Source organism: Streptomyces cyaneofuscatus, from assembly GCF_033109485.1.
In the GTDB taxonomy this organism is placed as follows: Bacteria; Actinomycetota; Actinomycetes; order Streptomycetales; family Streptomycetaceae; genus Streptomyces; species Streptomyces cyaneofuscatus.
The window spans coordinates 4,519,112-4,542,589 of sequence record NZ_CP137002.1 but is presented as its reverse complement, the minus strand read 5'-3'; the positions used below and the strand labels follow the sequence as shown (position 1 = coordinate 4,542,589).

The following is a 23,478-nucleotide window of genomic DNA, read 5'->3' as shown; positions in this document are numbered from 1 at the left end:
GGGGTTGGTCCGGACCAAGGAATTGCCGACACCGTAGCCGCGCGCGGACCGGGCACAGGAGATCCCGTTCACCCCCTCCTCCCGCGTTATGGGGGCCGCGGGAACAAAGGCGCCTCCTTGCTCGCCCGAAGGCTCCCGAAGCCGCCCGGCGTCTCCCCTTCACCGGTACGCCCGGGTAGGTTCGGCCCCATGCACACAGGGCAACTTCTGGGCTCGGGACGCACCGCCGACGTGTACGAACTCGACGGCTCCTGGGTCCTTCGCCGCTACCGCGACCGCTCCGACACCACGGAGGAGCTGGCCGTGATGTCGTACGTCCGCGCCTTCGGGTACCCGGTGCCGCGCATCGGCCCGCCCGCCGACGCGGCCCGCCCCACGGATCTGGTGCTCCAGCGGCTGACCGGCCCGACCATGTCCGAGGCCCTGCTGGCGGGGACTCTGAGCGCCGCCGAGGGGGGCGTGCTGCTGGCCCGGCTGCTGCGCGAACTGCACGCGATCCCGCCCCGCGTCTCGGCCGATCCGCAGGACTGCATCCTCCACCTCGACCTGCACCCGGAGAACGTGATGATGACGGACCGGGGCCCTGTGGTGATCGACTGGTCCACCGCCACGGAGGGCCCGCCCGGCCTCGACCGGGCGATGTCGGCGCTGACCCTGGCCCGGGTGGCGCTCGACCCGGAGTTCCCGGCGCCGGAGGCCGGGGCCCGTACGCTGCTGACTTCCCTGCTGGCGGAGCTGGCCGGCGAGGGCGGCACCGACGCCGCCGACCTGGCCCGCGCCCGGGCCCGCCAGCGGGAGAACCCGTTCCTGACGGCACCCGAACGCGGCTGCCTGGACGCGGCGGTGAAGATGGTGCTGGGCTGCGCGCCTTCGCGGTAGACCCTGTTGGGCCGCGCGCCTTCGCCGTAGGAGGGGCCGGTTCCCGTACGGGGAACTACTCGCGCATACCCGCCAGTTCGACCGGCCGGGTGCGCAGTGCGAACGCGGCGGGCACCACGGCGGACACGGCTGCCACGACGGCCGCGGCCGCGATGACGGCTCCGGTCGTCCCCCACGGCACGACGACCCCCGACCGGTCGCCCAGCAGCGCCAGCGCGCTCCACACCCCCGCCAGGTTCACTGCGGCGACCCCCGCGCCGATCACCGCCCCGACGGTCACCACGGCCACGGCCTCCACCGCGACGAGCCGCAGCACCTGAGGGACGGAGGCCCCGGTGAGGCGGAGCACCGCGAGGTCGCGGACCCGGTCGGTGGTGGCCGTCACCAGCGTGTTGGCCAGGGCGATCCCCGTACAGAGGAGGGCCATGGAGAGGATGAGCCACAGTCCGGCGCGGGTGCTGTCGCTCATCCCGGGGGCGGCAGCCGCGGCCCACTCCGCCCCGGTCAGCACCCGTATGCCGGTGCCCTCCGCCTCGGCGGCCGTACGCAGCGCGGCGGCGACCGCGCCGGGGTCGGCGGCCTCCGCGACCGCCACGTCGACACGGTCGGCCCCGGCCCCTCCGGCGTTGCGGGCGGTGACGTAGACGCCGTTGCTGCCGGTGCCGGTGGCGAGGACGGCGGCGATGCGCAGGGAGACCTGGCGGCCGTCGCCGAGCCAGACGGTGACCCGTTCGCCGACCGTGGTGGTCAGCCACTCCTCGTTGACGACGATGCTGTCGTCGTCGAGGTCGGTGAGGCGTCCGGCCACCACGGGCGGCGCGGAGACGGCGGTGAGGCGGGCGGGGTCCACCGCGCGGGCCTCGGAGGTGACCAGAGCGGTGCCCTCTTCGAGCACGGTGACGGCGGTGGACCGCGAGACGCTGGCCACCGCGCCCTCGACGGCCCGGACCCGCTCGACGAAGGACGGCGGGAGCGTGCGGCCCTCGGCTCCCGGGACGACCACAAGGTCGGCGGTCGTGGCGGTGCGCACCTCGGTGGCCTTCGCCTCGGCGAGGGTGGCCACCGTGCCCAGCAGCGAGACGGTGAGGGCGACGGTGATGACGACGGGGGCGGCGACGGCGGCGGTCCGGCGCACCCCGGCGGAGGCGTTCTCCCGGGCGAGTACGCCGGTGGCGCCGGGCAGCCGGGCGGGCAGCCAGGTCAGCGCCCGGACCAACGGCCCGGCGAGCACCGGCGCGAGGAGGGCGACACCGACGATGAGCAGCAGCGGCCGGGTGATGTAGGCCTTGCGCCCCAGGACGTCGCCGGGGTCGAGGGCCAACGCCGTGACCAGCAGCCCCGCGCCGGTCAGCAGCACGAGGGCGGCCAGGATCCAGCGGCTCACCGGCATGGTCCGGCTGTCGACGGCCGCCTCGCGCAGCACCTCCGTCGGGGCGGTCCGCCCGGCCCGGAAGGAGGCGGCGAGCGCCCCGGCCGTCGCGACGCCCACCCCGGTCCAGAACGCGGTGTGCAGCGGCCAGGTCTGCTCTCCGATCGCGAACCACGCCGGTGCCAGGCCCGCTTCGACCAGCCGGGCGGCCAGCATGGGAGCCCCGGTGGCCCCCAGCCACCACCCCGCGGCCGAGGCGAGAACGCCGACGACCGCCGCTTCGGCGACGACGGTCCGCCGGATCTGGCCGGGCGTGGCGCCCGCCGTGCGCAGCAGCCCGAACTCGCGCCTGCGCTGGGCGACGGCGAACGCGAACGTCGAGGCCACCACGGAGACCGAGACGAACAGCGTGATGCCCGCCGCGGTCCCCAGCAGGGCGTTGACCGAGACGAGGGCCTCCGCGTCGCGGTCCGGGCCCGGGTCGGCGCGGCGTCTCCCGTCGCCGGTGAGGACGTCCATGCCGCCGCCCGCACGGACCACCACGTCCCGTACGGCGGTGGCGTCGGCGTGCACCACCAGGGCGTCGACGGCCGGGGAGATCCTGGCCGCCTCCTCGTCGCCGAGGAACACGGCGCTCTCGAAGCCCCGGTCCGCCACGGTGCCGACCACGGTCAGGGTGGTGGCGCCCGCGGGCGTGGTGGCCCGGACCCGGTCGCCGGTACGGAGGTGGCTGCCCGGCCCCGCGGTGACGACGGCCTCGCCCGGGGCGGCCGGGGAGCGACCGCTCGTCAGCCGGTACGGGGCGGCCGCGGCGACCGACCACGGGTGGCCGGTCCTCGGCTCGATGCCCTGGGCTCTCGGATCGCTGCCCTGGGCTCTCGGCCCGCTGCTCTGAGCCCTCGACGCGCTGCCCTGAGTCCGCAGATCACTGCCCTGAGCCCTCGGATCGCCGTCCCGGCCGGTGGCGGCCAGGTCCACCGGGAAGGTCCGGTCCTCCACCGTCCTGCCGAGGGCGGCCAGTTCGGTGACGAGCGCGGGCGGCACCGGGGCGGTCCGGGCGAGCGGCCGGGTGCGGACACCGTTCGCCGTGCGGACGCGCAGCTGGTCGTCGGCCCGGACCACGACGGGGGCGGCGGCGAACCGTTCGGGGCCCTTGTCCGGGGCGCTGAAGGTGGCCGCGAGGGCCAGTCCGGTGGCGGCGATCAGGCCGACGCCCAGGGCGAGGGCCACGAAGGAGCCGACGAAGGTGACCCACCGGGTCCGTACGCCGTGCAGGGCGAGCATCAGCACGGGGCCACCTCCGCACGCAGCGGAGCCTCCGTACCCGCCGCAGCCTCCGCACGCGCCGGAGCGGGCGATGCCTGTACGGTCCGGTCGGCGCGCGCCATCCGGGCGGCCACCTGCTCCGCCGACGGCGCGTACAGCTCGTCGACGATCCGGCCGTCCGCCAGGACCAGCACCCGGTCGGCGAAGGAAGCGGCGACCGGGTCGTGCGTCACCATGATCACGGTCCGGCCGTCGTCCACCATCGAGCGGAGCAGCCCGAGCACCCCGCGCCCGGTCGTGGAGTCCAGGGCGCCGGTCGGCTCGTCGCCGAAGAGCACCTCGGGCCGGGTCACCAGGGCGCGGGCCAGGGCCACCCGTTGCTGCTGGCCGCCGGAGAGTTCGCCGGGCCGGTGCCGGGCCCTCTCCCGCAGCCCCACCTGCTCCAGCGCCTCCAGCACCTGGGCCCGGTCCGGTCTGCGGCCCGCCAGTCGCAGCGGCAGGGCCACGTTCTGTGCGGCGGTCAGGGAGGGCAGCAGGTTGAAGGCCTGGAAGACGAAGCCGATCCGCCCCCTGCGCAGCCGGGTCAGCCGCTTCTCGCTCAGCCCGGTCAGCTCGGTGTCGCCCAGGAACACCTGGCCGGCGGTGGGCCGGTCGAGCCCCGCCGTGCAGTGGAGGAGGGTCGACTTACCGGAGCCGGAGGGCCCCATGACGGCGGTGAAGGTGGACCGGGGAATGTCCAGATCGACCTGGTCGAGGGCTTTCACCTCGCCGCCTGCGCGGCCGTAGGAGCGGGTGACGGAGCGGAGCCGGACGGCTGATTCGTTCATGCCGTCCAGTCAACTCGGGCCGGGCGCACGGCACATCGCAGCGGGCTGGAGTCTTGATGGTGGAGCTACCTCCACCCCCGGCCTACGGATACCGGCAGGTCAGAAGGGGGGTGGAGGGGATGGTCGGCGGGCGGTGGCGTCTCGTAGCGTTTCCGGCATGTACTCATCCGGCATGCACCCATCGGGCACGCACCCATCGGGCATGCACTCATCCGGCCTCTGGCAACCGCTCCGGCGGCGTGACTACGTGATCAGCGCCCGCCCGTGGCGCGCCGCGCTGTATCTGCTGACCAGTGTGCCGCTCGGTGCCGCCACGCTGCTCACGCTGGTGCTGCTGGCCGTCGCGGGCAGCGCGCTCGCGGTGGTCCTGGTCGGGCTGCCGCTGCTGCTCGTCCTGGTCCTCTCCGGTATACCGCTGGCCTCGCTGGAGCGGCGCAGGCTGCGGCTGGTCGACAGCACCCCGCTCACGGACCCGCACCGCGAACCGCCGGGCACGGGGCTCACCGCCTGGCTGCGCACCCGTCTCCAGGAGCGTTCCACCTGGCGGGAGTTGGGGTACGCGCTCCTCTTCGCGACGGTCCTGTGGCCGCTGGAGGCCCTGGCCGTCGGGGCGATGCTCCTGGTCTGCGGCGGACTGATGGCGACGCCGGCCGTGATGGCGGCGGGCGGCGACGGGGAGGCGAAGGTCCTCAAGCTCTGGATCGCCGACTCCTACCCGGAGGCGTTCGCCGTGCTGGCGGCCGGGGTGCTGCTGCTGCCGGTGCTGGCGTACCCGCTGGGCGCGCTGGCCGCGGGGCGCGCCGTGCTGACCCGGCAGCTCCTCTCCGTACCGGAGTCCGGGGCCGACTCCCGTCTCCAGGAGCTGGACCGGTCCCGGATGCGGCTGGTGGACGCGTTCGAGGCGGAGCGGCGGCGGATCGAGCGGGACCTGCACGACGGGGCGCAGCAGCGGTTGGTCGCGCTCTCCATGACGCTGGGCCTGGCCCGGCTGGAGGGCCCCGCCGAGCCATTGGGCGGGCTGCTGGCCAAAGCGCAGGGGGAGGCGGATGTCGCGCTGGTGGAGATACGGGAGCTGATCCGGGGCATCCACCCCCAGGTCCTCACCGACCGGGGGCTCCCGGCGGCGGTCGAGGACATCGCGGACCGCTCCCCCATACCCGTGGACGTCCGGCTCGACGTGCCGGGGCGGCTGCTCGAAGCGGTCGAGAGCGGGGTCTACTTCGCGGTCAGCGAGGCCTTGGCGAACGTAGCGAAGCACAGTGGTGCGACCCGGGCGAGCGTGCGGGGCGGCGTCGTCTCGGGGCGGCTGGTGGTGGAGGTCGAGGACGACGGGCAGGGGGGCGCGCGGCTGGCGGCGGACGGCGGGGAGGCCGGGGCGGCGGACGGCAGGACCGGTAGCGGTACAGGCACAGTCGGCGGGGCCCGCGTCGGTACAGGCCTTCAAGGGGTGGCCGACCGTCTCTCGGTGCTCGGCGGCTCCCTGCTACTGTCCAGTCCGCCCGGAGGGCCGACGGTGTTCCGGCTGGAGGTCCCCTGCCCGCCCGCCCGATCGAGGACCTGATGCTGCGCGTCGTACTGGCCGAGGACAGCGTGCTTCTGCGCGAGGGCCTCATCGGCCTCCTGGAGCGGTTCGGCCACCACGTCGTCGCCGGGGTGGGCACTGCGGGCGAGCTGACGGCGGCGGTCCTGGAGCACCGCCCGGACATCGTGGTGACCGACGTCCGGATGCCCCCGGGCTTCTCCGACGAGGGCCTGCGGGCCGCGGTCGAGCTGCGCGAACGGCTGCCCGGGCTGCCGGTCCTGGTGCTCAGCCAGTACGTCCAGCGCGCCTACGCCGAGGACCTGCTCGACTCCTGCGACGGTACGGGGGTGGGCTACCTGCTCAAGGAGCGCATCGGCCATGTCGAGGAGTTCGTCGGCGCGCTGGACCGGGTCGCGCGCGGGGACACGGTGGTGGACCCCGAGGTCGTACGGCAGCTGATCCGGCACCGCCGCGACCCCCTGGCCCGGCTGACGGCCCGCGAGCAGGAGGTGCTGGCCCTGATGGCGGAGGGCCGGTCCAACGCGGCCGTCGCCGCCGCCCTGTCCGTGGGCGAGGGCACGGTCAGCAAGCACTTCGGCTCGATCCTCACCAAGCTCGACCTCTCCGTCTCCGACGACACCAACCGCCGGGTGCTGGCTGTCCTGGCGTACCTGCGCGGCTGAGCCCCCTCCACCCTCGGCGGCTGAGAAACCCCTTCCCCGTGCGCACGCGCAGCGGCGTGCGCTTGACAGGCATTCCCTCAGAACACCATGATTCCATTAATTGACTAATGGAATCGAGGCGAGGCGCGTGGCAGACACGAGCACTCCGAACGGAACTGCGGGCAGCTGGGCCCTGGAGGCCCGCGGACTGGGCAAGCGCTACTTCCGCGGCTGGGCGCTGCGCGACTGCTCCTTCCGCATCCCGGCCGGACGCATCTGCGGGCTGGTCGGACCGAACGGCGCCGGAAAGAGCACTCTCCTCGGGCTGGCGACCCGTCAGGTGCAGCCGACCAACGGCGAGTTGCGGATCTTCGGCATCCCCGTCGACGACCCCGCCGTGATGCCGAGGTTCGCCTTCCTCGGCCAGGAGAAGCCGCTGTTCAAGCGGTTCACCGTGGCCGACACCCTGCGCATGGGCGCCGAGCTCAACCCCGGCTGGGACGCGGCGGCGGCCGAGCGGATCGTGCGCTCGGGCAACGTGCCGATGCACGCCCGGATCGGCACGCTCTCCGGCGGCCAGCGCACTCGCGTCGCCTTCGCGCTCGCCTTCGGCAAGCGCCCCGACCTGCTGCTCCTCGACGAGCCGATGTCGGACCTCGACCCGCTGGCCCGGGACGAGATGAGCACGCTGCTGATGGCGGAGGCCGTCGAGCGCGGCACCACGGTGGTGATGTCCTCCCACATGCTGACCGAGCTGGAGGACATGTGCGACTACCTCCTGGTCGTCGCGGAGGGCCGGATCCGGATGGCCGGGGACGCCGACGCGCTCGTACCCGCCCACACCCTGGTGACGGGCGTGACCCGGGACGGCGCCCTGCCGGCCGAGCTGGACCGGCACACCGTGGTCGAATCCCGCCTCCAGGGACGGCAGTTCCAGGCGATGATCCGGCCGAAGGGGCCGCTGTCCGCCGACTGGGAGAGCGTCGAGCCCTCCCTGGAGGAAGTCCTGCTCGCCCATCTCCGCTCCCCGGACGCACCCTCGCTCTACACCCAGGGCGCCCGCGTCGACGCCGAAGGGACCCAGGCCGCATGAGCACCACCACCCTCACCGAGACCCCCACCGGACGCCGGCCCCGGCGCCGCCTGCTGCGCGGCCTGCCCTGGCTCGTCGTGCGCCAGCACCGCACCGCGCTGGCCTGTGTCCTCGGCATCGCCGTGCTCGGCACGCTCTGGATCGTGTACCAGCGGTACGAGATGGTCCAGCTCCTCGACGCGCGCGGCTGGCCGGAGAAGGAGGTCCGGTACGCGGTCGACGACAGCCGGGGCTACGGCTACATCTCCTCCCTCCTCTCGGGCCTCCCGCTGATCCTCGCCGTCTTCGTCGGCGCCCCGCTGATCGCGGGCGACCGGGAGAACGGCACCGCGCAGCTGGTCACCACCCAGTCCGTGACCCGCCGCCAGTGGCTGATCTCCAAGCTGGGCTTCGCCTACACCCTCGCCCTGGTCTGCGGCCTGATGCTCTCGGCCGCGTTCACCTGGTGGTGGCAGCCGCACCGTTCCCTCTTCTTCACCAAGTGGGTCGAGGGTCCGATCTTCGACAACACGGGGCCGGTCCTGCCCGCGCTGCTGCTCTTCATGACCGCCGCGGGCATCACCATCGGCGTCCTGCTGCGCCGCCTGGTGCCCGCCATGGCGGTGGCGCTCGGCTTCACCGCCGTCTCCTCGTACGTCTGGGACGAGATCCGGATCCGGCTCGGCTCCACCCAGATGTTCACGTACCCGAAGGACACCGACCTCCCGGCCCGCTTCGACGAGGCGTACGAGGTCGACCGCTGGGTCGGCAACGCGCAGGGCGAGCTCTTCGGCTGGGGCACCTGCGCCGAGGCCACCGACAAGGCGCAGAACGCGTGCATCGAGAAGCACGGCATCATCAACGACGTCATCGAGTACCTCGACTACGACCAGATGGCGACGATGCAGTGGACCGCGGCAGGCCTTCTGCTCACCGGGACGGCGCTCCTCACGGGGTTCGTCCTGTGGCGGGTCTCGCGCCGCCCGCTGTAGGGGCCGTACGCATCCCCTACGTAAAGTGTCGGCAATCGAGCGGAAGGTGAAGTCCGTGGTCGTGTTCCGCATCGACCGGCGCAGCGGGGTGGCGACGTACCTCCAGATCGTGCGCCAGGTCGAGCAGGCGCTGCGCATGGGAGCCCTGGAGGAGGGTGACCGGCTGCCCACCGCGGCCCAGGTCGCCGCCACGACCAAGGTCAACCCGAACACCACGCTCAAGGCCTACCGCGAGCTGGAGCGGGCGGGTCTGGCCGAGGTGCGGCAGGGGGCGGGCACGTTCATCACCCGTTCCCTCGCCCAGCCCCAGTCCGGCCCCGACTCGCCGCTCCGCGCGTCCCTGGCCGCGTGGATGGACCAGGCCCGCACGGAAGGGCTCACGGGCCAGGACGTGACGGCCCTGTTCCACTCGGCCTTCGAGACCGCGTACCCGGGCGAGGCGGCGGGCTGAGGCGCCCTTCGGCCTGGTCGGTGTCAGGCCCGGTTGTAGCGGTAGCCGCTGCCGTGGGCGGGGCCGACGTCGTGCAGGATGCCGGACCCGTCGACGGCGAAGAACGAGGGGTCGGTGTCGCGGCACATCCCGGTGGAACGTGCCTTGTCCACCGTGGCGGTACCCACGTTGATCCGCTGCCCGCCGTTGGACACGGAGGAGAGCGTCGCCGCGTACTCGCAGTGCCCCGTGCCCTGTACGTCGGCGACGAGGGTCACCGCGACCTGTCCCGGGGAGACCCTGCGGATGACCACGGTGTGGGGCTGGAGAGCGTACTGCGACGCGATGGACCAGGTCCCGACGAAGTGCTGCGGTACGCGGTTGTCCGCGGCCGGGGGGTCGGGGTCCGGGGCGGGCGGCTTCGGGTCGGTCCCGGAGCCGGAGCTGGAGCCCGAGCTGGATCCGGAGTTGGAGCCCGTACCGGAGCCGCCGTTGTCGGAGGAGCCGGAGCCGGGCTGGGTGCCGCCATCGCCGCCGCCGCTGGACGAGGAGGACCCCGATCCGGAGACGCTGCCCCCGGGGACGGCGGCTCCGCCGGAGCCGGAGCCAGCTGCCTCGCCTGCGCCTGCGTCGCCGCCCTTGCCCTTCTCCTCCTCCTGGCCCTTGCCGTCCTTGCCGTCCTTGCCCTTGTCCTTCGGCTTCGCCTCGTTCCCGTCCTTGCCGGTGGGGCCTGCGGAGGGCGCGGTGGAAGGGCCGTCGCCGGTCCTGGAGGGCGCGGCCGCGTCGCTGTCGCGGGCGTCCGTGGGGGCGCCCGGGCCGTGCTGGAGGAAGGCGACGGTGGAGCCGGTGGCCAGCACGGCGAGGACCGCCGCCGCCACGACCCAGGTACGCCGACGCCGGCGCGGGGCCCTTCCGCCGGGCTCGCCTGCCGAGACGACGAGGGCGGGCGGGGGCGTGGCTCCCGGCGCGGGTGTCGGTTCCGGTGCGGGAGTGGGAGCGGGAAGGGGGTCCGGTGCGGGCGCGGGGTCCGGTGCGGGTGCGGGAGTCGCTTCGGGTGCCGGTTCCGCCTCCGCATCCGCCTCCGTCACGGGTACGCGTACGGGCCCCGCTTCAGCCCCCGGTACCGGCACAGCCTCAGCCGCCCTCGGCACATCCGCGTCCAGCAGCACCGCCGCCTGCCGCGCCAACCGGGCCAGGAGCTGCGGCGGCAGCCACGCCCCGCCGCGCAGGGCGGCGCCCGGGCTCTCCGACGTACCGGCGCCCGCCAACAGCGCTTCCACGCCCGGCCGTTCGGCGGGCTTCTTGGTGAGGCAGCGCCCGATCAGCTCCCGCAATGCCGCGTCCCCCACCTGGCTGAGGTCGGGCGCGGACTCGACGATGCGGTACATCACGGCGTGCTGGTTGCTCGCCCCGTTCCCGAACGGCAGCTGCCCCGTGGCCGCGTACATCAGGACGCAGCCGAGCGCGAAGACGTCCGCCCCCGTACCGGTCTCCTCACCGAGGATCTGCTCGGGCGCCATGAAACCGGGCGAGCCGATGACCATCCCGGTGCTGGTGAGCAGCGACTCGACCGAGACCTGGAGCGCGCGGGCGATGCCGAAGTCGATGACGCGGGGGCCGTCGACGGTGAGCAGGACGTTGGACGGCTTCAGGTCGCGGTGCACGATTCCGGCGGCGTGGATGCCGCGCAGCGCCCGCAACAGCCCCTCGGCCAGGGCGTGTACGGACTCGGCGGGGAGCGGGCCGTGTTCCCGTACGGCCTGTTCCAGGGAGGGTCCGGGCACATAGCCGGTGGCCACCCACGGGTGGTCGGCATCGGCGTCGGCGTCCAGCACGGGGGCGGTGTAGCGGCCGCCGACGCGGCGGGCCGCCTCGATCTCGCGGCGGAAGCGGGCCCGGAACTCCCCGTTGGAGATGTGCTCCTCGTGGACGACCTTCACCGCGACCGTACGGCCCCCCGCCGACCGGGCCAGATAGACCCGGCCCATGCCGCCCGCCCCCAGCCGGCCGAGCAGCGGATAGGGCCCGATCCGTTCCGGATCACCGGCCACGAGGGGGCGTATGCCTTCCATGGCCGTGTAGCGCTCGCCGTCGTGCTGTTCCCTGCCGCCGCTCATTGCTGACCCGATCCCCCGCTGGCCCGTACCTCTGCGGTCGCCCGCGCTCGGCTCAGGATAGAAGCCCTGTCTGCCGGGCAGCGCGGCCGGGGCAGGTGGCAGCACGGCTCAACTGGTCGTCGGCAGACTCGCGTTCCAGGCGCAGCCGACCGGGACCGGCTCCCCGTCGCGCGGGGCGCACCAGCTCACCCGCCCCCAGTCACCCGCCTGTTGGCCGAGGTTCACCGGCACGTTCCACGGGCGGCCGGAGAGTCCCCGCCCGACGGCCTTCACACACGCCTCCTGGACCGTGAAGATCCAGGCGAACTCAGCTCTGCGCCGGGCCTCCGGCATGCCCGCGAGCGCCTCCGCGTCGGCCGGCGAACAGCACAGTCCCAGCAGCCGGTCGGACACGTAAGAAGGGGTCTGCACGTCGACGCCGACCGCACAGCCCCGGCCGACCGCCGCCGCGACCCGGCCGGAGGAGTGCGAGAGGCTCACGCCCAGATCCGGCCGGCCAGGCAGGTACGGCCGGCCGCTCGGGTCGGCGGCGACCGGCCCGCCCGCCACGTCCTCGCCGATCTCCCGCAACAGGGCGCGCAGCAGCGTCCGCGCGGCGGCGTACTCCTGCGCACGCCACGGCGGCAGCCGCGATGCCGCCGCCCGGTCCCTCTCCGCGACGGGCAGCGCGGCCAGCACCTCCTCGCTCCGGCCGACCATGTAGTGGACGCCTTCAGCAGCCGTACGCCGGCGGAGTGGCGCGGGTCCGACGGTGTTCAGAGCCGGTCCGGCACCCGGCGCAGCTCGCGGATCGGGCGGGCGACGAGGAGCGCGGAGGCGGTGAGGAAGGAGACGACGACGCCCACCATGAGCACCGTCTTCGTGGAGAACAGGCCGACCGCCGGGCCGGCCAGCGCGCTGCCGATGGGGTACATGCCGACGGAGCCCGCGACCTCGTACGCGTGGATGCGGTTGAGCATCTCGCCGGGCACCTGGGTCTGCACGCTGGTCGACCACATGACGCCCCAGATGCCGATGCCGGTCCCGACCGCGACCTGGGCGGCGATGAGCATCCAGACCGGCCAGCCGAGCACGATGCCGAGCGGGTACAGCGGGTACGCCATCATCGCCACGGCCCCTGCGGCGAGCGGCCGTTCGGGCTTGTAGCGGATGGCCAGCAGGCCGCCGATGATGGTTCCGGCGCCCAGCGCGGCGTTGACCAGGCCGAAGGCGCGCGCGCCGTGCTCGGGGACGATGACCCCTGCGGCCAGGGAGAGTTGGGGGCCCCAGGCGAGCACCGCGTAGAACATCCAGATCACGATGACGCCCCAGAGCCAGCTGCGGGACCAGAACTCCCGCCAGCCGACCGCCAGGTTGTGCCACATCGACTCACCGGCCGGCGGGGCGGGTACCACGCCGAGCTTGAGCACGAAGAGGCACAGCGCGCTGGTCCCGTAGGCGACGGCGGAGATCACCATCACCCAGCCGGTGGACCCGAACCCGACCAGGGTTCCGGCCAGCGCCGGGCCGCCGAGACCGGTGATCGCCTCCGAGGTGCGCAGGATGCCGTTGGCGCCCTGTACGTCCCGCGAGACCAGCGGGACGGTGGAGGCGGCACCGGGCTGGAAGAGCGCGTTGGCGGTACCGGCGACCACCAGCAGCGAGTACAGCTGCCAGAGGTGGTCGATGCCATGGATGAACAGGAGGGCGAGCAGGACGTGGGCGACCAGGTTGGCCAGGTCGGCGAGGATCATCATCCGGCGGGCGGTGAACCGGTCGGCCAGCACCCCGCCGAACAGCACCAGGCCGGCGAACGGGGCGACCAGGAAGGCCATCGAGTAGCCCGCGGTCTCCAGGCCGTACCCGTCGATGAGCAGACCGGCGGCGACGGCGACCGGCAGCATGGCCCAGCTGAGGAGGCCCGCACTGCGGCCGACGAAGTAGAACTTGAAGTTACGGGACCAGATCGCCGGTTCCCCCGCCGAGGGGCCGCCGCCGGAACCGCTCGGGCCGTCCTTCGGCGGTGGTGGCGGCGACGAGGGCGGGGGTGATTCCGCCGCGGCGTGCTCTGCCAAGCGCTCTTCCATAGCCGTTCAGATCCTTCGGTCGTTGATCGGTGACTTCATGGGGGCTGTTCACGTTGCGTCGGGCGTCGCCGCCAACTCCCCCACCGGGACCAGCTCCAGGCCGCGCTCCAGCAGGCCCTCGATGATCGACGGGAGGGCCTGTACGGTCTGGGCTCGGTCGCCGGCGCCCTCGTGCATCAGCACCACCGAGCCCGGCCCGGCGCCCTCCAGGACGGTCGCGGCGATCTGCTCGGGCCCCGGCCTCGACCAGTCGCGGGCATCCACGTCCCACATGGTCAGGGTGGTCGGATAGCCGTCCAGGGCGGCCAGCACCTCGGGGGTCAGGGACCCGTACGGCGGCCGGAACCACACCGGGGCCGCGCCCGTCACCCGGGCCAGCTCCTCCCCCGTACGGTCGAGCTGCTCGCGCAACTGCTCCGGCGTCAGGTCGGGCAGGAACGGGTGCGACCACGAGTGGTTGCCCAGCTCGTGCCCGGCCGCGGCGATCCGGCGCACCTCGTCGGGCAGCGCCGCGACATGGTGGCCGACACAGAAGAACGTCGCGCGGGCCCCGTACCGCCCCAGGATCTCCACCACCTGGCGGGTGAACACCGGGTCGGGCCCGTCGTCGAAGGTGAGCGCCACCCGCGGGTCGTCCCGCCGGCCGTGGTCGAAGCAGCGTCCGGCCGCCGTCAGCGCCGCCCGGGCCGGCTCGCCGCGCTCGACACCCTCGAAGTACTCGTCGGCGCGGCCGGCCAGCGTGCCGGTCTCCGCGGTCAGCCGGGCCAGCGCACCGGGCGCGGTCCGGGCCTGCTCCGCGAGCTGTACGGCGGTGACGGAGCCGAAGTCCGGGCGCGGCGGCAGCAGCCAGGGGTCCGCCCGGTACACCTCCAGGCCCGCCGCCGTCATCGGGCCGTCGAGCAGCCCGTTGGTGCTGTCCAGGACGACGGCCGGAACCTCACCGTCGCCGAAGTCCTCCAGCCAGCCGATGAGTTCGGCGACCCGGTCGCCGCTCCAGCTGCTCGGCTCGGCCACCCGGTGCCCCGCGTCGTCCAGGACCTCGACCCGGTAGCCCGCCGCCGTCCAGGCGATCCCCGCGTACCGCTTGCTCATCGGCCCTCCAACGCGATCGCCCTGTCGACGATGTGCCGCTCGGCCCCCCGGAGGAACTGCTCCATCCCCGCACGGCTGATGACGGCCGGGTCGGCGGTCATCGCCAGGTCCAGGGCGCCCGGGGCGGTCAGCGCGTCCACCGCGATCGAGACGTTCCTGCGGGGCAGGAACTCGGTCGGCCAGCTCAGCTCGGTCCGGCCGGCCAGCTCGCTCAGCGGGACGTCCGGCCGCTCCACGGTGTCGAACGGGGTGGCGGCCGGGTCGCGGGTGTCGTTCCACCAGTACGAGTGGTCGGCGGCCGCCTCCTTCTCGACCAGCCCCGCCACCTCACGGTCCAGCGCCCACTTGTCGTACGCGGCGTGGCGGAAGGCGCTGAACGCGACCGACCGCGTCCGCCGCACCGCGTCCTCGAAGTCCCGGCCCGCGTCGGTGAGCCGGAACAGGGCCTCCTGCGCCACCGTGGAGACCACCGCGGCGGCGGCCGGCTGGAACCGGTTGCCCACCACCACCTGGAAGAGCACATCGCTACTCCCCGACGACAGGGCCAGCTGGTGGGAGACCGCGCCCAGCAGCACGGCGGCATCGCTCACCCCCAGCTCCTCGGCCACCCGCCCGACGGCCACGGCCAGCGCGGGCGAGCGCAGCAGGGCGCCCGGGAAGCGGCGGGTGGGGTCGTCCGCGAGCTCGGGAGCGGCGGGGTTGAGGAAGATCTGCCGGGGGCCGGCCGTCAGCTGCTCGGTCCAGTAGCGGCGGGCCGCCTCGTCCCGGCGGCGGCCGAGCGGGGACGCCTGGACCTCCGCGGCCTCCAGGGGCTGGAGGGCGGAGCGGGAGTCACGGAGGGACGCGGCGGTCGCCCCGGCCTGGACCGACTCCAGGTCGCGGAGCAGCCGGCCCAGGCCCCAGTAGTCCATCCCGGTGTGCGCGCCGACCAGCACCAGCCGGTGGACCAGGCCCCCGCTCTCCACCAGGCCGACCCGCAGGGGCCACTCCCGCGTGTGGTCGAAGGCGCGCCCGCCCAGCTCCGCGAGCAGGGCGGCGCCCACCTCCTGGACCTGCTCGGGCGCGCTCGTACGGAGATCGACGGGCAGCTCACCGCTGCCGTCCACCACCTGCTCCAGACCGTCCTCCCCCTGGGGAAGGAAACGGGTGTGCAGGCTGTCGTGGAGCAGGAGCAGCTCCTTCAGGTCAGCGAGCACGCGAGGGACCGGGCGGGGCGGGGAGACCGGGAGCGCGACCGGCAGGTTGTACCGGGGGGCGTCGTCGCCGAGCCGGGAGACGACCCCCCAGATCGCCCGCTGCCCCCAGGTCGCCGGACCGCTCCCGGCTCTCGCGGAGTCCAGCCTGATGGTCCGGTCCTCGGCCGTCGTCATCGTGTTCCCGCCTTCCCTTCCCTTGCTCGGTCCGATGTGTGTGGTTCTTTCCGCAGTGCTCTCTGCGGTCTTCGGGCGCCCTAGGCCGTGTCCGGCTTAGGGCGTGTCCGGCTAGGGCGTGTCTGTGGCGGCGAAGAGCGCCACATGGCTGCGGCCGGAGCGCGGGTCCGTGTCGCAGAGCACGATCCGCCGGAAGTCCCGCTGCCACTCCTGCCAGTGGTCGGCCAGCTCCAGCCAGAGGCTGGTGCAGTAGCTGCCCGGGGCCACCCGGTGCACCGCCCCGTGGTCCGGGACGTCCTGGGTGACCCAGGGGCCGAGGACCAGCAGCGTCCCGTCCTCCCCGAGCTCCCGGTCCAGGGCCGTGGCCGCGGAACCGGCCGAGTGCGCCCGGACGAACCGCAGCCCGTCCCCGGCGGAGGTGCCGAGGACGACGGCCGCGGCCGAATCGATCAGCGGGTTCTCCTGGACCAGCGGGAAGGCGGTGGGCAGGGTCGTCTGCTCCAGCACCGCGATCACCACCTCCGCCGCCCGCCCCGAGCGGTGGTACGCCGAGGCGATCCGCAGCGCGGTGAAGGGCGCGGCCAGACCTTGCTGGCCGATCGCGAAGTTGACCGCCCGGCCGCCGAGTTGCTCCGTCAGGTGCGGGGCGACGGCGGTGAACGGCACCACGTCCGGGAGGGCGTGGGCGACGATCGCCAGCTCCGGCCTGCTGCCGCCGACGCCCTCGTCGGCGACGAGCAGGTCCACGAGGTCGCGGTGGTGGACCTGCGGTCCCCGGCTCAGCAGCTCCTCGTCCGGCTTCTCGCCGAAGGGGGTGAGCAGATCGCGGAAGTAGTCGAGCGCGGCCGGGATCCCTTCCGGTGCCCGGCCCTGCGGTGAGCGCACCGATGCGGCGGCGCGGACGGCGAGCCCGCTCATGACGCCCCCTCTTCTTCGCGAGTCTCTTCCTTGCGGATCGCGGCCTCGACGTAGTCGGCGAAGGACCCCAGCGTCCGCAGGTCGTCGATGTCGAGCCCCTCCGGGTCGACCGAGATCCCGGTCGCCTCCTCGACGCTCATCAGCATCCCCAACACGGCGAGGGAGGTGAGCTGGAGCTCGTCGAAGAGCGCGGTCTCCTCCGTGAGCCCGCTGACCGGCCGCTCCAGCACCTCGCTGAGCGCCTTCTCGATGGTCAGCACAAGTTCCTGACGTTCCATCAGGCACCGCCTCCCGCACGGTGGGTGATCACCATCGCGCCGAAGGTGGCGCCCAGGCCGACGGAGACCAGCAGATAGTGGGCGCCGTCGACCAGGCGGCCCGCGTCCCGCAGGGTGGTGTAGTTGACGAAGACGTCGGAGGCGTAGGTGTGGCTGAAGCGCGGGACGTTGTCCAGGAAGACCTTCTCCGGCTCCACCTCCAGCTCCTTGATGGTCTGCCGCCAGGCCAGCTTGTTGACGTTGTGCGGGATCACCAGGTCGACCTCGTCGAGGCTCAACCCGGCTTCCTTCAGGGCCTCGTGGATGACGTCGGCGATCCGCCGGCCGTACTGCTCCCCGAACTCGGTGTTCTGCTCGGGGGTGAGCTCCAGCCACTGCGCGTACTCGCCGAGCGTCCGGATGGCGAAGGACCGCACCTCGTCGCCCTCGCCGTCCAGGGTGATCAGGCAGGAGGCCGCGGCATCCGCCATGATCGAGGTGTTGGGGATGTGCTGGACCATCGGCGAGTACGCCTGTTCGCCGGTGACCATCAGGGCGTACGCGCCCTCCTCCCCCTCCGCGCGCAGCAGTTCACCGAGCACCTCGATGGCGCCCAGACTGCTGACGCACGCCTGGTGGCTGAAGCCGAAGGCCTCGGCGTCGGGGAGACCGAGGTCCTCCCCGACCACCTGGGCGATGTCCACGTCGGGCGGGGCCACCGCCTGGGTGGTGTGCGCGTACGCCAGGTAGCCGACCCGGCCGCCCTCGGGCAGGGCGGCCAGGGCGGAGCGGGCGGCGGGCCGCAGCAGGTCGAGCAGCGGGAGCTCGGGGTCGAAGCGGAGGGTGTCCAGGCCGTAGAACTTGCGGAACACCCCGAGCTGGGCCCGGTGCAGGCCCAGCCGCTCGCCCAGCTCCTCGATCCGTACGCTGCGCTCGGGCACGTACGACTCGATCCGCTCCAACGTGATCCGGCGGCCGTCGCTCGACCGCCCGTCGATGGTCGCGTGCCCCATCAGCCCGTCACGACCTCGGCGCGGATCAGCCACAGCCGGTTGGCGCCGCGACGCCCCCGCGGCTGGACCTCGTACGGCCAGCGGCCCTCGCCCGCTCCGGGCTGCCCCGGCTCGCGCAGGTCGGTGGTCTTCCAGCCGTGCGCGGTCAGGAACTCCTCGGGCTCGTCGGTGCCGAAGACCCACGGGGTGCCGTCGGCGGCGAGGGCGTCCAGGAAGCGCTTGGAGAACGGGCTGCGCAGCATGGCGCGCCCGAGGATGTCGAAGGCCAGGTGGCTGCCGGGTGCGGAGGCCGAGGCGAGCAGCTCCAGCAGTCCGCCGGCCTGCTCCTCGGTGAGGAAGAAGGTGAGCCCCTCGGCGACCCACAGGGTCGGCCGGCCGCGGTCGAACCCGGCGGCCTCCAGAGCGGGCAGCCACTCCTTCGTCAGGTCGGCGGAGACCTCGCGCCGGTCGGTGCGCGGCTCGGCGCCCAGGGCGTCGAGGCGGCGGCGCTTCTCGGCGATCAGCGGGGCGTGGTCGACCTCGTAGAGCTCGGTGCCGTCCGGCCAGTCGAGCCGGAACGCGCGGGTGTCCATGCCCGCCGCGATCAGCACCACCTGCTGGATCCCGCTCCCCGCGACGATCTCCTTGATGGCGTCGTCCAGGAACCGGGTCCGGATGGAGATGAAGGGGAGCACGCCGCCACCGACGTACCGCTCGATCAGTTCGAAGCCCCGGGGTGCGGCCAGGTCACGGGCGAGCGGGTCGACGAAGAGCGGGTCCTCCCGCTCGGACTCCTGTGCACGGGCCGCGGCCATCCACTGGGCGGTGTACGAGACTGCATCCATGGTGAAGACCCCTCCTCGGGATCGGAAGAACCCTGGGGATCAGGCGAAGAACGCCTTCTCGATGGTGGCGAGGGTCTGGAAGTCCTCGATGTCGATGGTGTCGAAGTCGATCTCGACGCCCGCCGCGTCCTCGATGGTGTAGACGAGCTCGACGAAGGCGAGCGAGTCGACCAGCCGGCTCTCGATGAGGTCGACGTCGGCGGCGAGTTCGGTGCGCTCGGGGTGACGGCCGAGGATCCAGTCCCGGACCTTGTCGATACCTGCGGAACTCATGGCATTCCCTTCGAAGTCACTGATCCAGCGGGATGAGATGGTCGAGCGGTGGTGTTCGCGAGGTGGTCGCCGGGTGTTCGCGAGGTGGTGGCCGCCGCGACGGCGATCGCGAAGCCGCCGTCGTGGCTGATGCTGATGTCGATCGGGCCGAGTCCGGCGTGCTGCGCCAACTCGGCCGCCGTACCCGACAGCCGAACCCCCGGGCGGCCGCCGGGCCCGCGCAGGACCTCGATGCCCTGCCAGGGAACCGGCCGCCCGACGGCCCCGAGGAGCTTGAAGACGGCCTCCTTGGCGGCCAGCCGTCCGGCGATCCCGGCCCGGTCCGGCTCCCCGTCGGGGGTCCGGGAGGCGGCCAGTTCACCGGCGGAGAGGAACCGTCCGAGCACCGGCCCGGCGCCGGGGTCCAGCAGCTCGCCGACCCGGGCGAGCGGTACCAGGTCGACGCCGATCAGGGGCTGGCTCACGACGGTTCTGCGGCGGCGGGTGCCTGCGTGCCCTGTGCAGCCGTGCGTACGGCGTCGAGCGCGGCGTCGAGGTCCGCGTCGAAGTGCTCGGTCAGCACGGCGAGCCAGCGCTCCAGGCCGAAGGCGACACAGGAGGTGTAGGCGTGCTCGCCGGAGTCCAGCCGGATCGAGCACCGCTCACCGAAGAAGTTGCGGTGGGTGTTGACCGAGGCGATCGCCAGGTCGCCGTACTGGAACTCGTACTTCACCGGGCTGAGCTTCTGCATCAGGGCCCGTCCGCTGTCGTTCTGGAAGAACGGGTCGCCGGCCGCCTCCCGGCCCAGCTCGATGCCGAGCGCGGTGGCGAAGGCCTGGATGCGTCCAGTGAAGCGGGCCAGCACCTCCTGGGTGTGGTCGAAGCTGCCGAGCGCGACGATCTCGCGCATCTGGAAGCTGGCGAGGCGGCGCAGCCCGCTGTAGTGGTCCTCGTTGCGGAAGCAGCGGTTGACCAGGGTCACCAGGGAGTCGTCGGCGACCTGGCCGCCCTCGTGGAAGAGGTACGCGCCGTAGCAGGTGGCGTGCGGCAGCCCGTACCGCGCCTCGGTGACGGCCCCAGGGCCGAACTTCCCCTCCACCGGCTTGAACTGATCATTCGTCAGCTCCAGCGAACCGGCCACCCAGGCGAGGTGGGGGAAGTTGGTGTAGACGTCGAACTTCTCCAGGTCGGTCACCGGGAAGAGCGGCGGGGCGCTGATCTCCTCGGCGCCGTCCGCCAGGCCCCAGCCGGTGAAGATCCGGTCGAGCTCCTTGACGAGCGCGGTGGCCTGCGGCCCCAGGATGGCGAGGGCCTGCTCACCGTCACTGCCGGTCAGCCGCGTCGGTCGCGTCGGTCGGTCCGGTATCGCCGGTCGCGTCGCTCCGGTCACCGTCATCGGATGAGCCCCGTCTTCTCCAGGAACTTGGCGGTCTTACGGAAGGTGCGCTGCTCGGCCTCGGCGCGGGCGGGCGATTCCAGCAGGGCCCGGCGCAGCTCGTGCGGGCGCTCGATGCCGGCGTCGCGGTAGACCTGGGGGTGGTAGAGGGATTCGAAGCTGTGCCGCATGTAGCGGCGGAGGTACGTGGAGACCTCGTCCAGCTCCTGCTCGGTGGCGGTCCGCTTCAGGTCCTGGTGCAGCAGGTTGACCAGTTCGCGGCCGAAGGCGATGTGCCGGGACTCGTCCTGGTGGTGGATCCGGTTGATGCCGCGGATCGTCTCGTGCAGCCGCTCGTCCTCGGCCATCGCCGAGTTGAAGTGGTCGACGAGCTCCTCGAAGATCAGGATGCGAGCGAAGACCAGCAGACTCTGGACCTTGTCCGAGGGTGCGGCCGTCTCCGCGCCGCCGGCGGGCTGCCGGTAGATCTTCTTGCCGTAGCGGAGGCAGAATTCGGCGAAGAACCACATGTGCTCGTTCTCCTCACCGATGAAATGGTGGAAGAACTCCGACGGCGTTTCGAAACCGGCGGTGTGGATCCGGTTGACCACCTCGACGAGCAGTTCCCGGATACCGTGGACATTGAGGCTGTAGAAATTGATGCTCTCGTGCTTGGAAAGCGTGTGGAGCTGCTCGGGAGTGAGCTTCTCGGCCCATTCCGTCCCGTAGGTGGTGGTGAGCTCGGGGCTCATCCACCACATGTCCTCGGGGAGCTGTTCCGGCCACTCGAAGAGCCGGTAGGGGTTGTAGTAGTCATCGATCGACTTGGTGGCGAGCCGGTCCAGGATTCCCCGAAACCGGTCGTTCCGGTCGATCACTTCGCTGACCATCGAGTGATTCCTCCGTTCGCTTCGAGGGCTCGTTGCTGAATCCAGATTAGGAATCCCGGCAGGAGTTCCTCAATGCCCGGAACCGGCTGCCGATTTCGGCCAGTGGGCCGTTCGGTTCTGGTCAGGGATTTCCCTCGCGGAGGTGCTGGATGGCCGGATCCGGCTGCCGTTTCCGGACAGCCGACGAAAGGCGGCGGCTACGGCCGGCCGGCGAGTTCCGCGCGCAGGGCGGCGTTCTCCTCCTCCAGCCGCGCGAGGCGCTCGTGGAGCGGGGCCAGCGCCTCGGAGACCTCCTGCTGGCTGAAGCGCGGCGTGATGTGGTTGGGGCAGTTCCAGGCGTACGCCTCGACCCGGACGGTCATGATCTGTTCGACCCGGCCCTCGGTACGCGGCGACTCCAGCCGCTCGGCGAGCGCGAGGTTCTCGTCGACCGGTACGGCGGTGGCGTGGCCGAACACCTTGAGGCGGGCCTGCCGGGCATGGTCGATGAAGAAGAGCGCGACCCGGTCGTCGCCGCGCACATTGCCGGTGGTGACGTACTGCCGGTTGCCCCGGACGTCCAGGAAGGCGAGCGTGTACGGGTCCAGCACATGGACGAACCCCTGCGGCCCGCCCTTGAACTGGATGTACGGCCAGCCGGTCTCGCCCACGCTGGCGAACAGGAAGCCGTCGAGGCTCCGGATGAAGTCGGCCGACCGCGCGTCCAGCGGATCGGGCTCCTCCACCTGCTCCCGCAGCCGCCGCCCGGCCGCCGTGGCACTGCCCATCTCCTGCTGCACCTGACGGACCGTCGTGGTCTGCGCGAGTTGGTTGAAGCGGCTCATACGGCACTCCTCAGGGCCAGGTCGACCAGGCCGGTACGGGCGGCCAGCACGCCGGCCTGGAAGCGGCTGCTGGCGGACAGGTCCTGCATGATCGTGGCGACATGGCGGCGCAGCGTCCGCTCGGACATGCCGACCCGGCGCGCGATGACCTCGTCCTTGGCGCCGGAGGCCAGCAGGGAGAGCAGGGTGGCCTTCAGCTCCTCCATGGTCCCGGCGTAACCGGCCGCACCGGAGTCGAAGTCGACGGCGGACTCCCAGATACGGGCGTGCAGCCCGGCCAGGAAGGCCGCGACCGTACTGTCGTAGACGACGGCGATCTCACCGTCCTCGCCGTCGGCCCCGGACGGGATGAAGGCGGTCTTCCGGTCGAAGACGAGGAAGCGGTCGCTCACCTCCTTGGTGGTGCGCACCAGACCGCCCGCGGGCAGGAGTTCGCCGAGGTGGGCGCGGGTGCCGGAGTCGCCGCGGGCGGTGTGGGGGTAGAGGATCCGCCCGTGCGCGCCGCGCCGCAGCGCCTCCAGCACCAGCGGGCGGGCCAGCCGCAGTTCGCGGGTCTCGCGGGCCACGCAGGGCTGCATGACCAACACCTCGGTGGTGCAGCTCTGGGCGGCCTCCAGCAGCCGTAGCTCGATCTCGTCCTGGTCGCCGGTGATCACCACCGGTTCGGCGCGGGTTCGGGACTGTCTCTCGAACGCCGCCGCGAAGGCGCTCAACTGCCCCTTGAATCCGGCGAGCCGGTGACGACTGTCGAGGATCTCCCGCTCCAGGGGGACCAGCAGCTCCATCTGGGCCGCCTCCGGGCTGACGGCCACCAGCCGGTCCGCCCTGCTCTCCGCCGGCTTGACCAGCCGCAGTTCGCGCAGCACGCCGACCGCGTGCTCGGCGTACCGCGGCGGGGCGCCCAGCTCCTCGGCGATCCGTTGCGGGTCGAACTCACCTCTGACGATGGCACGTTCGTAGAACGCGACGGCGAACTCGTCGAGCTCTGCCGCCCATTGAGCTCCTTGCTGCGGGGCCTGTGCCACGGAGTGCATCGTTACCTCATTCTCAGCGCGCGGATGATGGTGGCCTGGCCGAAGGAGAGGGGCCCGGAACGCGCCTCGCACGGGCGGTGGCGAGGCCACCGTGAGCTGTGGCAACGCGTCACCTCATGAGTCGGCACGGGGACTGGCCTTGCGGTGCGGTTCAGTACGGGTGCGGTGCGGTTCGGCGGTGCGGTTCAGTACGGGTGCGGTGCGGTTCGGTGCCGCCACAGTACGGTCCTGGGCTGGTCGGTCTCCTACAGCCGGACCAGAGACCGGGGAACGCCCGGAGGTCCGGTTCCGGCCCGGCACGGGGGCGCTGAGCTGGCGTTCTGCCGGTCGCCGCCGACGGGTTCACGTCAACCGGCAGAACCGGTCCAACTGCCGGAGTAGTTGTCCTGCCGCCGGGGACGGGCAGGGCTCGTCGCCCGTAGAGGGG

General features: G+C 72.8%; 23 protein-coding genes. 6 read left to right on the top strand and 17 right to left on the bottom strand.

The genetic code is table 11. The features are described from left to right. Positions 1-189: 189 nt before the first annotated feature. Positions 190-879: a phosphotransferase gene (locus R2B67_RS20070; RefSeq protein ID WP_317819972.1), complete on the top strand. Its 690-nt coding sequence runs from the start codon at positions 190-192 to the stop codon at positions 877-879. A 55-nt stretch (positions 880-934) separates the two neighbouring features. Here the strand turns inward: R2B67_RS20070 and R2B67_RS20065 are convergent, their stop codons facing one another. Next, positions 935-3,538 carry an FtsX-like permease family protein gene (locus tag R2B67_RS20065; RefSeq protein ID WP_317819971.1) on the bottom strand — a complete coding sequence of 868 codons (2,604 nt, stop codon included), beginning with the start codon at positions 3,536-3,538 and terminating at the stop codon, positions 935-937. After that, the gene (locus R2B67_RS20060) at positions 3,532-4,341 is read right to left on the bottom strand and encodes an ABC transporter ATP-binding protein (RefSeq protein ID WP_317819970.1); all 810 of its coding nucleotides are present in this window, start codon (positions 4,339-4,341) and stop codon (positions 3,532-3,534) included. Before R2B67_RS20060 ends, R2B67_RS20065 begins: the two co-directional genes overlap by 7 nt. A gap of 202 nt (positions 4,342-4,543) precedes the next feature. On the opposite strand from R2B67_RS20060, the gene R2B67_RS20055 reads away from it, so the two are divergent. The 5 genes from R2B67_RS20055 (at position 4,544) to R2B67_RS20035 (ending at position 9,040) form a co-directional block, all read left to right on the top strand. Beyond that, on the top strand, positions 4,544-5,902 hold the full coding sequence (locus R2B67_RS20055; RefSeq protein WP_317819968.1) for a sensor histidine kinase: 1,359 nt from the start codon (positions 4,544-4,546) through the stop codon (positions 5,900-5,902). After that, complete coding sequence (locus R2B67_RS20050) at positions 5,902-6,546, top strand: response regulator (RefSeq protein WP_109978343.1); 645 nt, start codon at positions 5,902-5,904, stop codon at positions 6,544-6,546. The genes R2B67_RS20055 and R2B67_RS20050 overlap by 1 nt, the downstream gene beginning before the upstream one ends. A 127-nt stretch (positions 6,547-6,673) precedes the next feature. Next, the gene (locus R2B67_RS20045; protein ID WP_317819966.1) at positions 6,674-7,618 is read left to right on the top strand and encodes an ABC transporter ATP-binding protein; all 945 of its coding nucleotides are present in this window, start codon (positions 6,674-6,676) and stop codon (positions 7,616-7,618) included. Then, positions 7,615-8,589, top strand: coding sequence for an ABC transporter permease (locus R2B67_RS20040; protein WP_317819964.1), 975 nt, complete (start codon positions 7,615-7,617; stop codon positions 8,587-8,589). The genes R2B67_RS20045 and R2B67_RS20040 overlap by 4 nt, the downstream gene beginning before the upstream one ends. 46 nt (positions 8,590-8,635) lie before the next feature. Continuing rightward, entirely contained in the window at positions 8,636-9,040 is a 405-nt protein-coding gene (locus tag R2B67_RS20035; protein WP_018514273.1) for a GntR family transcriptional regulator, read from the top strand. A gap of 23 nt (positions 9,041-9,063) precedes the next feature. Here the strand turns inward: R2B67_RS20035 and R2B67_RS20030 are convergent, their stop codons facing one another. The 15 genes from R2B67_RS20030 to R2B67_RS19960 form a co-directional block, all read right to left on the bottom strand. After that, complete coding sequence (locus R2B67_RS20030) at positions 9,064-11,136, bottom strand: serine/threonine-protein kinase (protein WP_317819962.1); 2,073 nt, start codon at positions 11,134-11,136, stop codon at positions 9,064-9,066. A gap of 108 nt (positions 11,137-11,244) precedes the next feature. Beyond that, positions 11,245-11,835 carry a 4'-phosphopantetheinyl transferase family protein gene (locus R2B67_RS20025; protein ID WP_317819960.1) on the bottom strand — a complete coding sequence of 197 codons (591 nt, stop codon included), beginning with the start codon at positions 11,833-11,835 and terminating at the stop codon, positions 11,245-11,247. 56 nt (positions 11,836-11,891) lie between these two features. Further along, positions 11,892-13,202: an MFS transporter gene (locus tag R2B67_RS20020; RefSeq protein ID WP_317819959.1), complete on the bottom strand. Its 1,311-nt coding sequence runs from the start codon at positions 13,200-13,202 to the stop codon at positions 11,892-11,894. A 48-nt stretch (positions 13,203-13,250) separates the two neighbouring features. Beyond that, positions 13,251-14,294, bottom strand: a complete 1,044-nt coding sequence (locus R2B67_RS20015) for a polysaccharide deacetylase family protein (protein ID WP_317819957.1) — start codon at positions 14,292-14,294, stop codon at positions 13,251-13,253. Further along, positions 14,291-15,664: a condensation domain-containing protein gene (locus R2B67_RS20010; RefSeq protein WP_317819956.1), complete on the bottom strand. Its 1,374-nt coding sequence runs from the start codon at positions 15,662-15,664 to the stop codon at positions 14,291-14,293. Before R2B67_RS20010 ends, R2B67_RS20015 begins: the two co-directional genes overlap by 4 nt. 111 nt (positions 15,665-15,775) lie before the next feature. Beyond that, positions 15,776-16,582, bottom strand: coding sequence for a hypothetical protein (locus R2B67_RS20005; RefSeq protein ID WP_317819955.1), 807 nt, complete (start codon positions 16,580-16,582; stop codon positions 15,776-15,778). Then, positions 16,579-16,860 (bottom strand): acyl carrier protein, encoded by a 282-nt coding sequence (locus tag R2B67_RS20000; RefSeq protein WP_317819954.1) that lies wholly within the window; start codon positions 16,858-16,860, stop codon positions 16,579-16,581. Before R2B67_RS20000 ends, R2B67_RS20005 begins: the two co-directional genes overlap by 4 nt. Beyond that, positions 16,860-17,852: a 3-oxoacyl-[acyl-carrier-protein] synthase III C-terminal domain-containing protein gene (locus R2B67_RS19995; RefSeq protein ID WP_109978352.1), complete on the bottom strand. Its 993-nt coding sequence runs from the start codon at positions 17,850-17,852 to the stop codon at positions 16,860-16,862. Before R2B67_RS19995 ends, R2B67_RS20000 begins: the two co-directional genes overlap by 1 nt. Continuing rightward, positions 17,852-18,676, bottom strand: a complete 825-nt coding sequence (locus R2B67_RS19990; protein WP_317819953.1) for a class I SAM-dependent methyltransferase — start codon at positions 18,674-18,676, stop codon at positions 17,852-17,854. Before R2B67_RS19990 ends, R2B67_RS19995 begins: the two co-directional genes overlap by 1 nt. Positions 18,677-18,715: 39 nt before the next feature. Further along, positions 18,716-18,949 carry a phosphopantetheine-binding protein gene (locus tag R2B67_RS19985; protein ID WP_018514263.1) on the bottom strand — a complete coding sequence of 78 codons (234 nt, stop codon included), beginning with the start codon at positions 18,947-18,949 and terminating at the stop codon, positions 18,716-18,718. Continuing rightward, positions 18,946-19,413 carry a holo-ACP synthase gene (locus R2B67_RS19980; protein WP_317819952.1) on the bottom strand — a complete coding sequence of 156 codons (468 nt, stop codon included), beginning with the start codon at positions 19,411-19,413 and terminating at the stop codon, positions 18,946-18,948. Before R2B67_RS19980 ends, R2B67_RS19985 begins: the two co-directional genes overlap by 4 nt. Next, positions 19,410-20,324: a class-II aminoacyl-tRNA synthetase family protein gene (locus tag R2B67_RS19975; protein ID WP_317819951.1), complete on the bottom strand. Its 915-nt coding sequence runs from the start codon at positions 20,322-20,324 to the stop codon at positions 19,410-19,412. Before R2B67_RS19975 ends, R2B67_RS19980 begins: the two co-directional genes overlap by 4 nt. After that, entirely contained in the window at positions 20,321-21,193 is an 873-nt protein-coding gene (locus R2B67_RS19970; protein WP_317819950.1) for a diiron oxygenase, read from the bottom strand. Before R2B67_RS19970 ends, R2B67_RS19975 begins: the two co-directional genes overlap by 4 nt. A 197-nt stretch (positions 21,194-21,390) precedes the next feature. Further along, the gene (locus R2B67_RS19965; protein ID WP_030564954.1) at positions 21,391-22,017 is read right to left on the bottom strand and encodes a pyridoxamine 5'-phosphate oxidase family protein; all 627 of its coding nucleotides are present in this window, start codon (positions 22,015-22,017) and stop codon (positions 21,391-21,393) included. Further along, positions 22,014-23,051 carry a LuxR C-terminal-related transcriptional regulator gene (locus tag R2B67_RS19960; RefSeq protein ID WP_317819949.1) on the bottom strand — a complete coding sequence of 346 codons (1,038 nt, stop codon included), beginning with the start codon at positions 23,049-23,051 and terminating at the stop codon, positions 22,014-22,016. The genes R2B67_RS19965 and R2B67_RS19960 overlap by 4 nt, the downstream gene beginning before the upstream one ends. Positions 23,052-23,478: the final 427 nt, after the last annotated feature.

Coding starts and splice junctions, on each gene's coding strand:
- R2B67_RS19975 (WP_317819951.1), bottom strand. CDS start 20,324: ATGACGGTGACCGGAGCGACGCGACCGGCGATACCGGACCGACCGACG.
- R2B67_RS20005 (WP_317819955.1), bottom strand. CDS start 16,582: ATGAGCGGGCTCGCCGTCCGCGCCGCCGCATCGGTGCGCTCACCGCAG.
- R2B67_RS20025 (WP_317819960.1), bottom strand. CDS start 11,835: ATGGTCGGCCGGAGCGAGGAGGTGCTGGCCGCGCTGCCCGTCGCGGAG.
- R2B67_RS20040 (WP_317819964.1), top strand. CDS start 7,615: ATGAGCACCACCACCCTCACCGAGACCCCCACCGGACGCCGGCCCCGG.
- R2B67_RS20010 (WP_317819956.1), bottom strand. CDS start 15,664: ATGACGACGGCCGAGGACCGGACCATCAGGCTGGACTCCGCGAGAGCC.
- R2B67_RS20055 (WP_317819968.1), top strand. CDS start 4,544: ATGCACTCATCCGGCCTCTGGCAACCGCTCCGGCGGCGTGACTACGTG.
- R2B67_RS20000 (WP_317819954.1), bottom strand. CDS start 16,860: ATGGAACGTCAGGAACTTGTGCTGACCATCGAGAAGGCGCTCAGCGAG.
- R2B67_RS19995 (WP_109978352.1), bottom strand. CDS start 17,852: ATGGGGCACGCGACCATCGACGGGCGGTCGAGCGACGGCCGCCGGATC.
- R2B67_RS19990 (WP_317819953.1), bottom strand. CDS start 18,676: ATGGATGCAGTCTCGTACACCGCCCAGTGGATGGCCGCGGCCCGTGCA.
- R2B67_RS20060 (WP_317819970.1), bottom strand. CDS start 4,341: ATGAACGAATCAGCCGTCCGGCTCCGCTCCGTCACCCGCTCCTACGGC.
- R2B67_RS19970 (WP_317819950.1), bottom strand. CDS start 21,193: ATGGTCAGCGAAGTGATCGACCGGAACGACCGGTTTCGGGGAATCCTG.
- R2B67_RS20020 (WP_317819959.1), bottom strand. CDS start 13,202: ATGGAAGAGCGCTTGGCAGAGCACGCCGCGGCGGAATCACCCCCGCCC.
- R2B67_RS20070 (WP_317819972.1), top strand. CDS start 190: ATGCACACAGGGCAACTTCTGGGCTCGGGACGCACCGCCGACGTGTAC.
- R2B67_RS19985 (WP_018514263.1), bottom strand. CDS start 18,949: ATGAGTTCCGCAGGTATCGACAAGGTCCGGGACTGGATCCTCGGCCGT.
- R2B67_RS19965 (WP_030564954.1), bottom strand. CDS start 22,017: ATGAGCCGCTTCAACCAACTCGCGCAGACCACGACGGTCCGTCAGGTG.
- R2B67_RS20015 (WP_317819957.1), bottom strand. CDS start 14,294: ATGAGCAAGCGGTACGCGGGGATCGCCTGGACGGCGGCGGGCTACCGG.
- R2B67_RS19960 (WP_317819949.1), bottom strand. CDS start 23,051: ATGCACTCCGTGGCACAGGCCCCGCAGCAAGGAGCTCAATGGGCGGCA.
- R2B67_RS20030 (WP_317819962.1), bottom strand. CDS start 11,136: ATGAGCGGCGGCAGGGAACAGCACGACGGCGAGCGCTACACGGCCATG.
- R2B67_RS20050 (WP_109978343.1), top strand. CDS start 5,902: ATGCTGCGCGTCGTACTGGCCGAGGACAGCGTGCTTCTGCGCGAGGGC.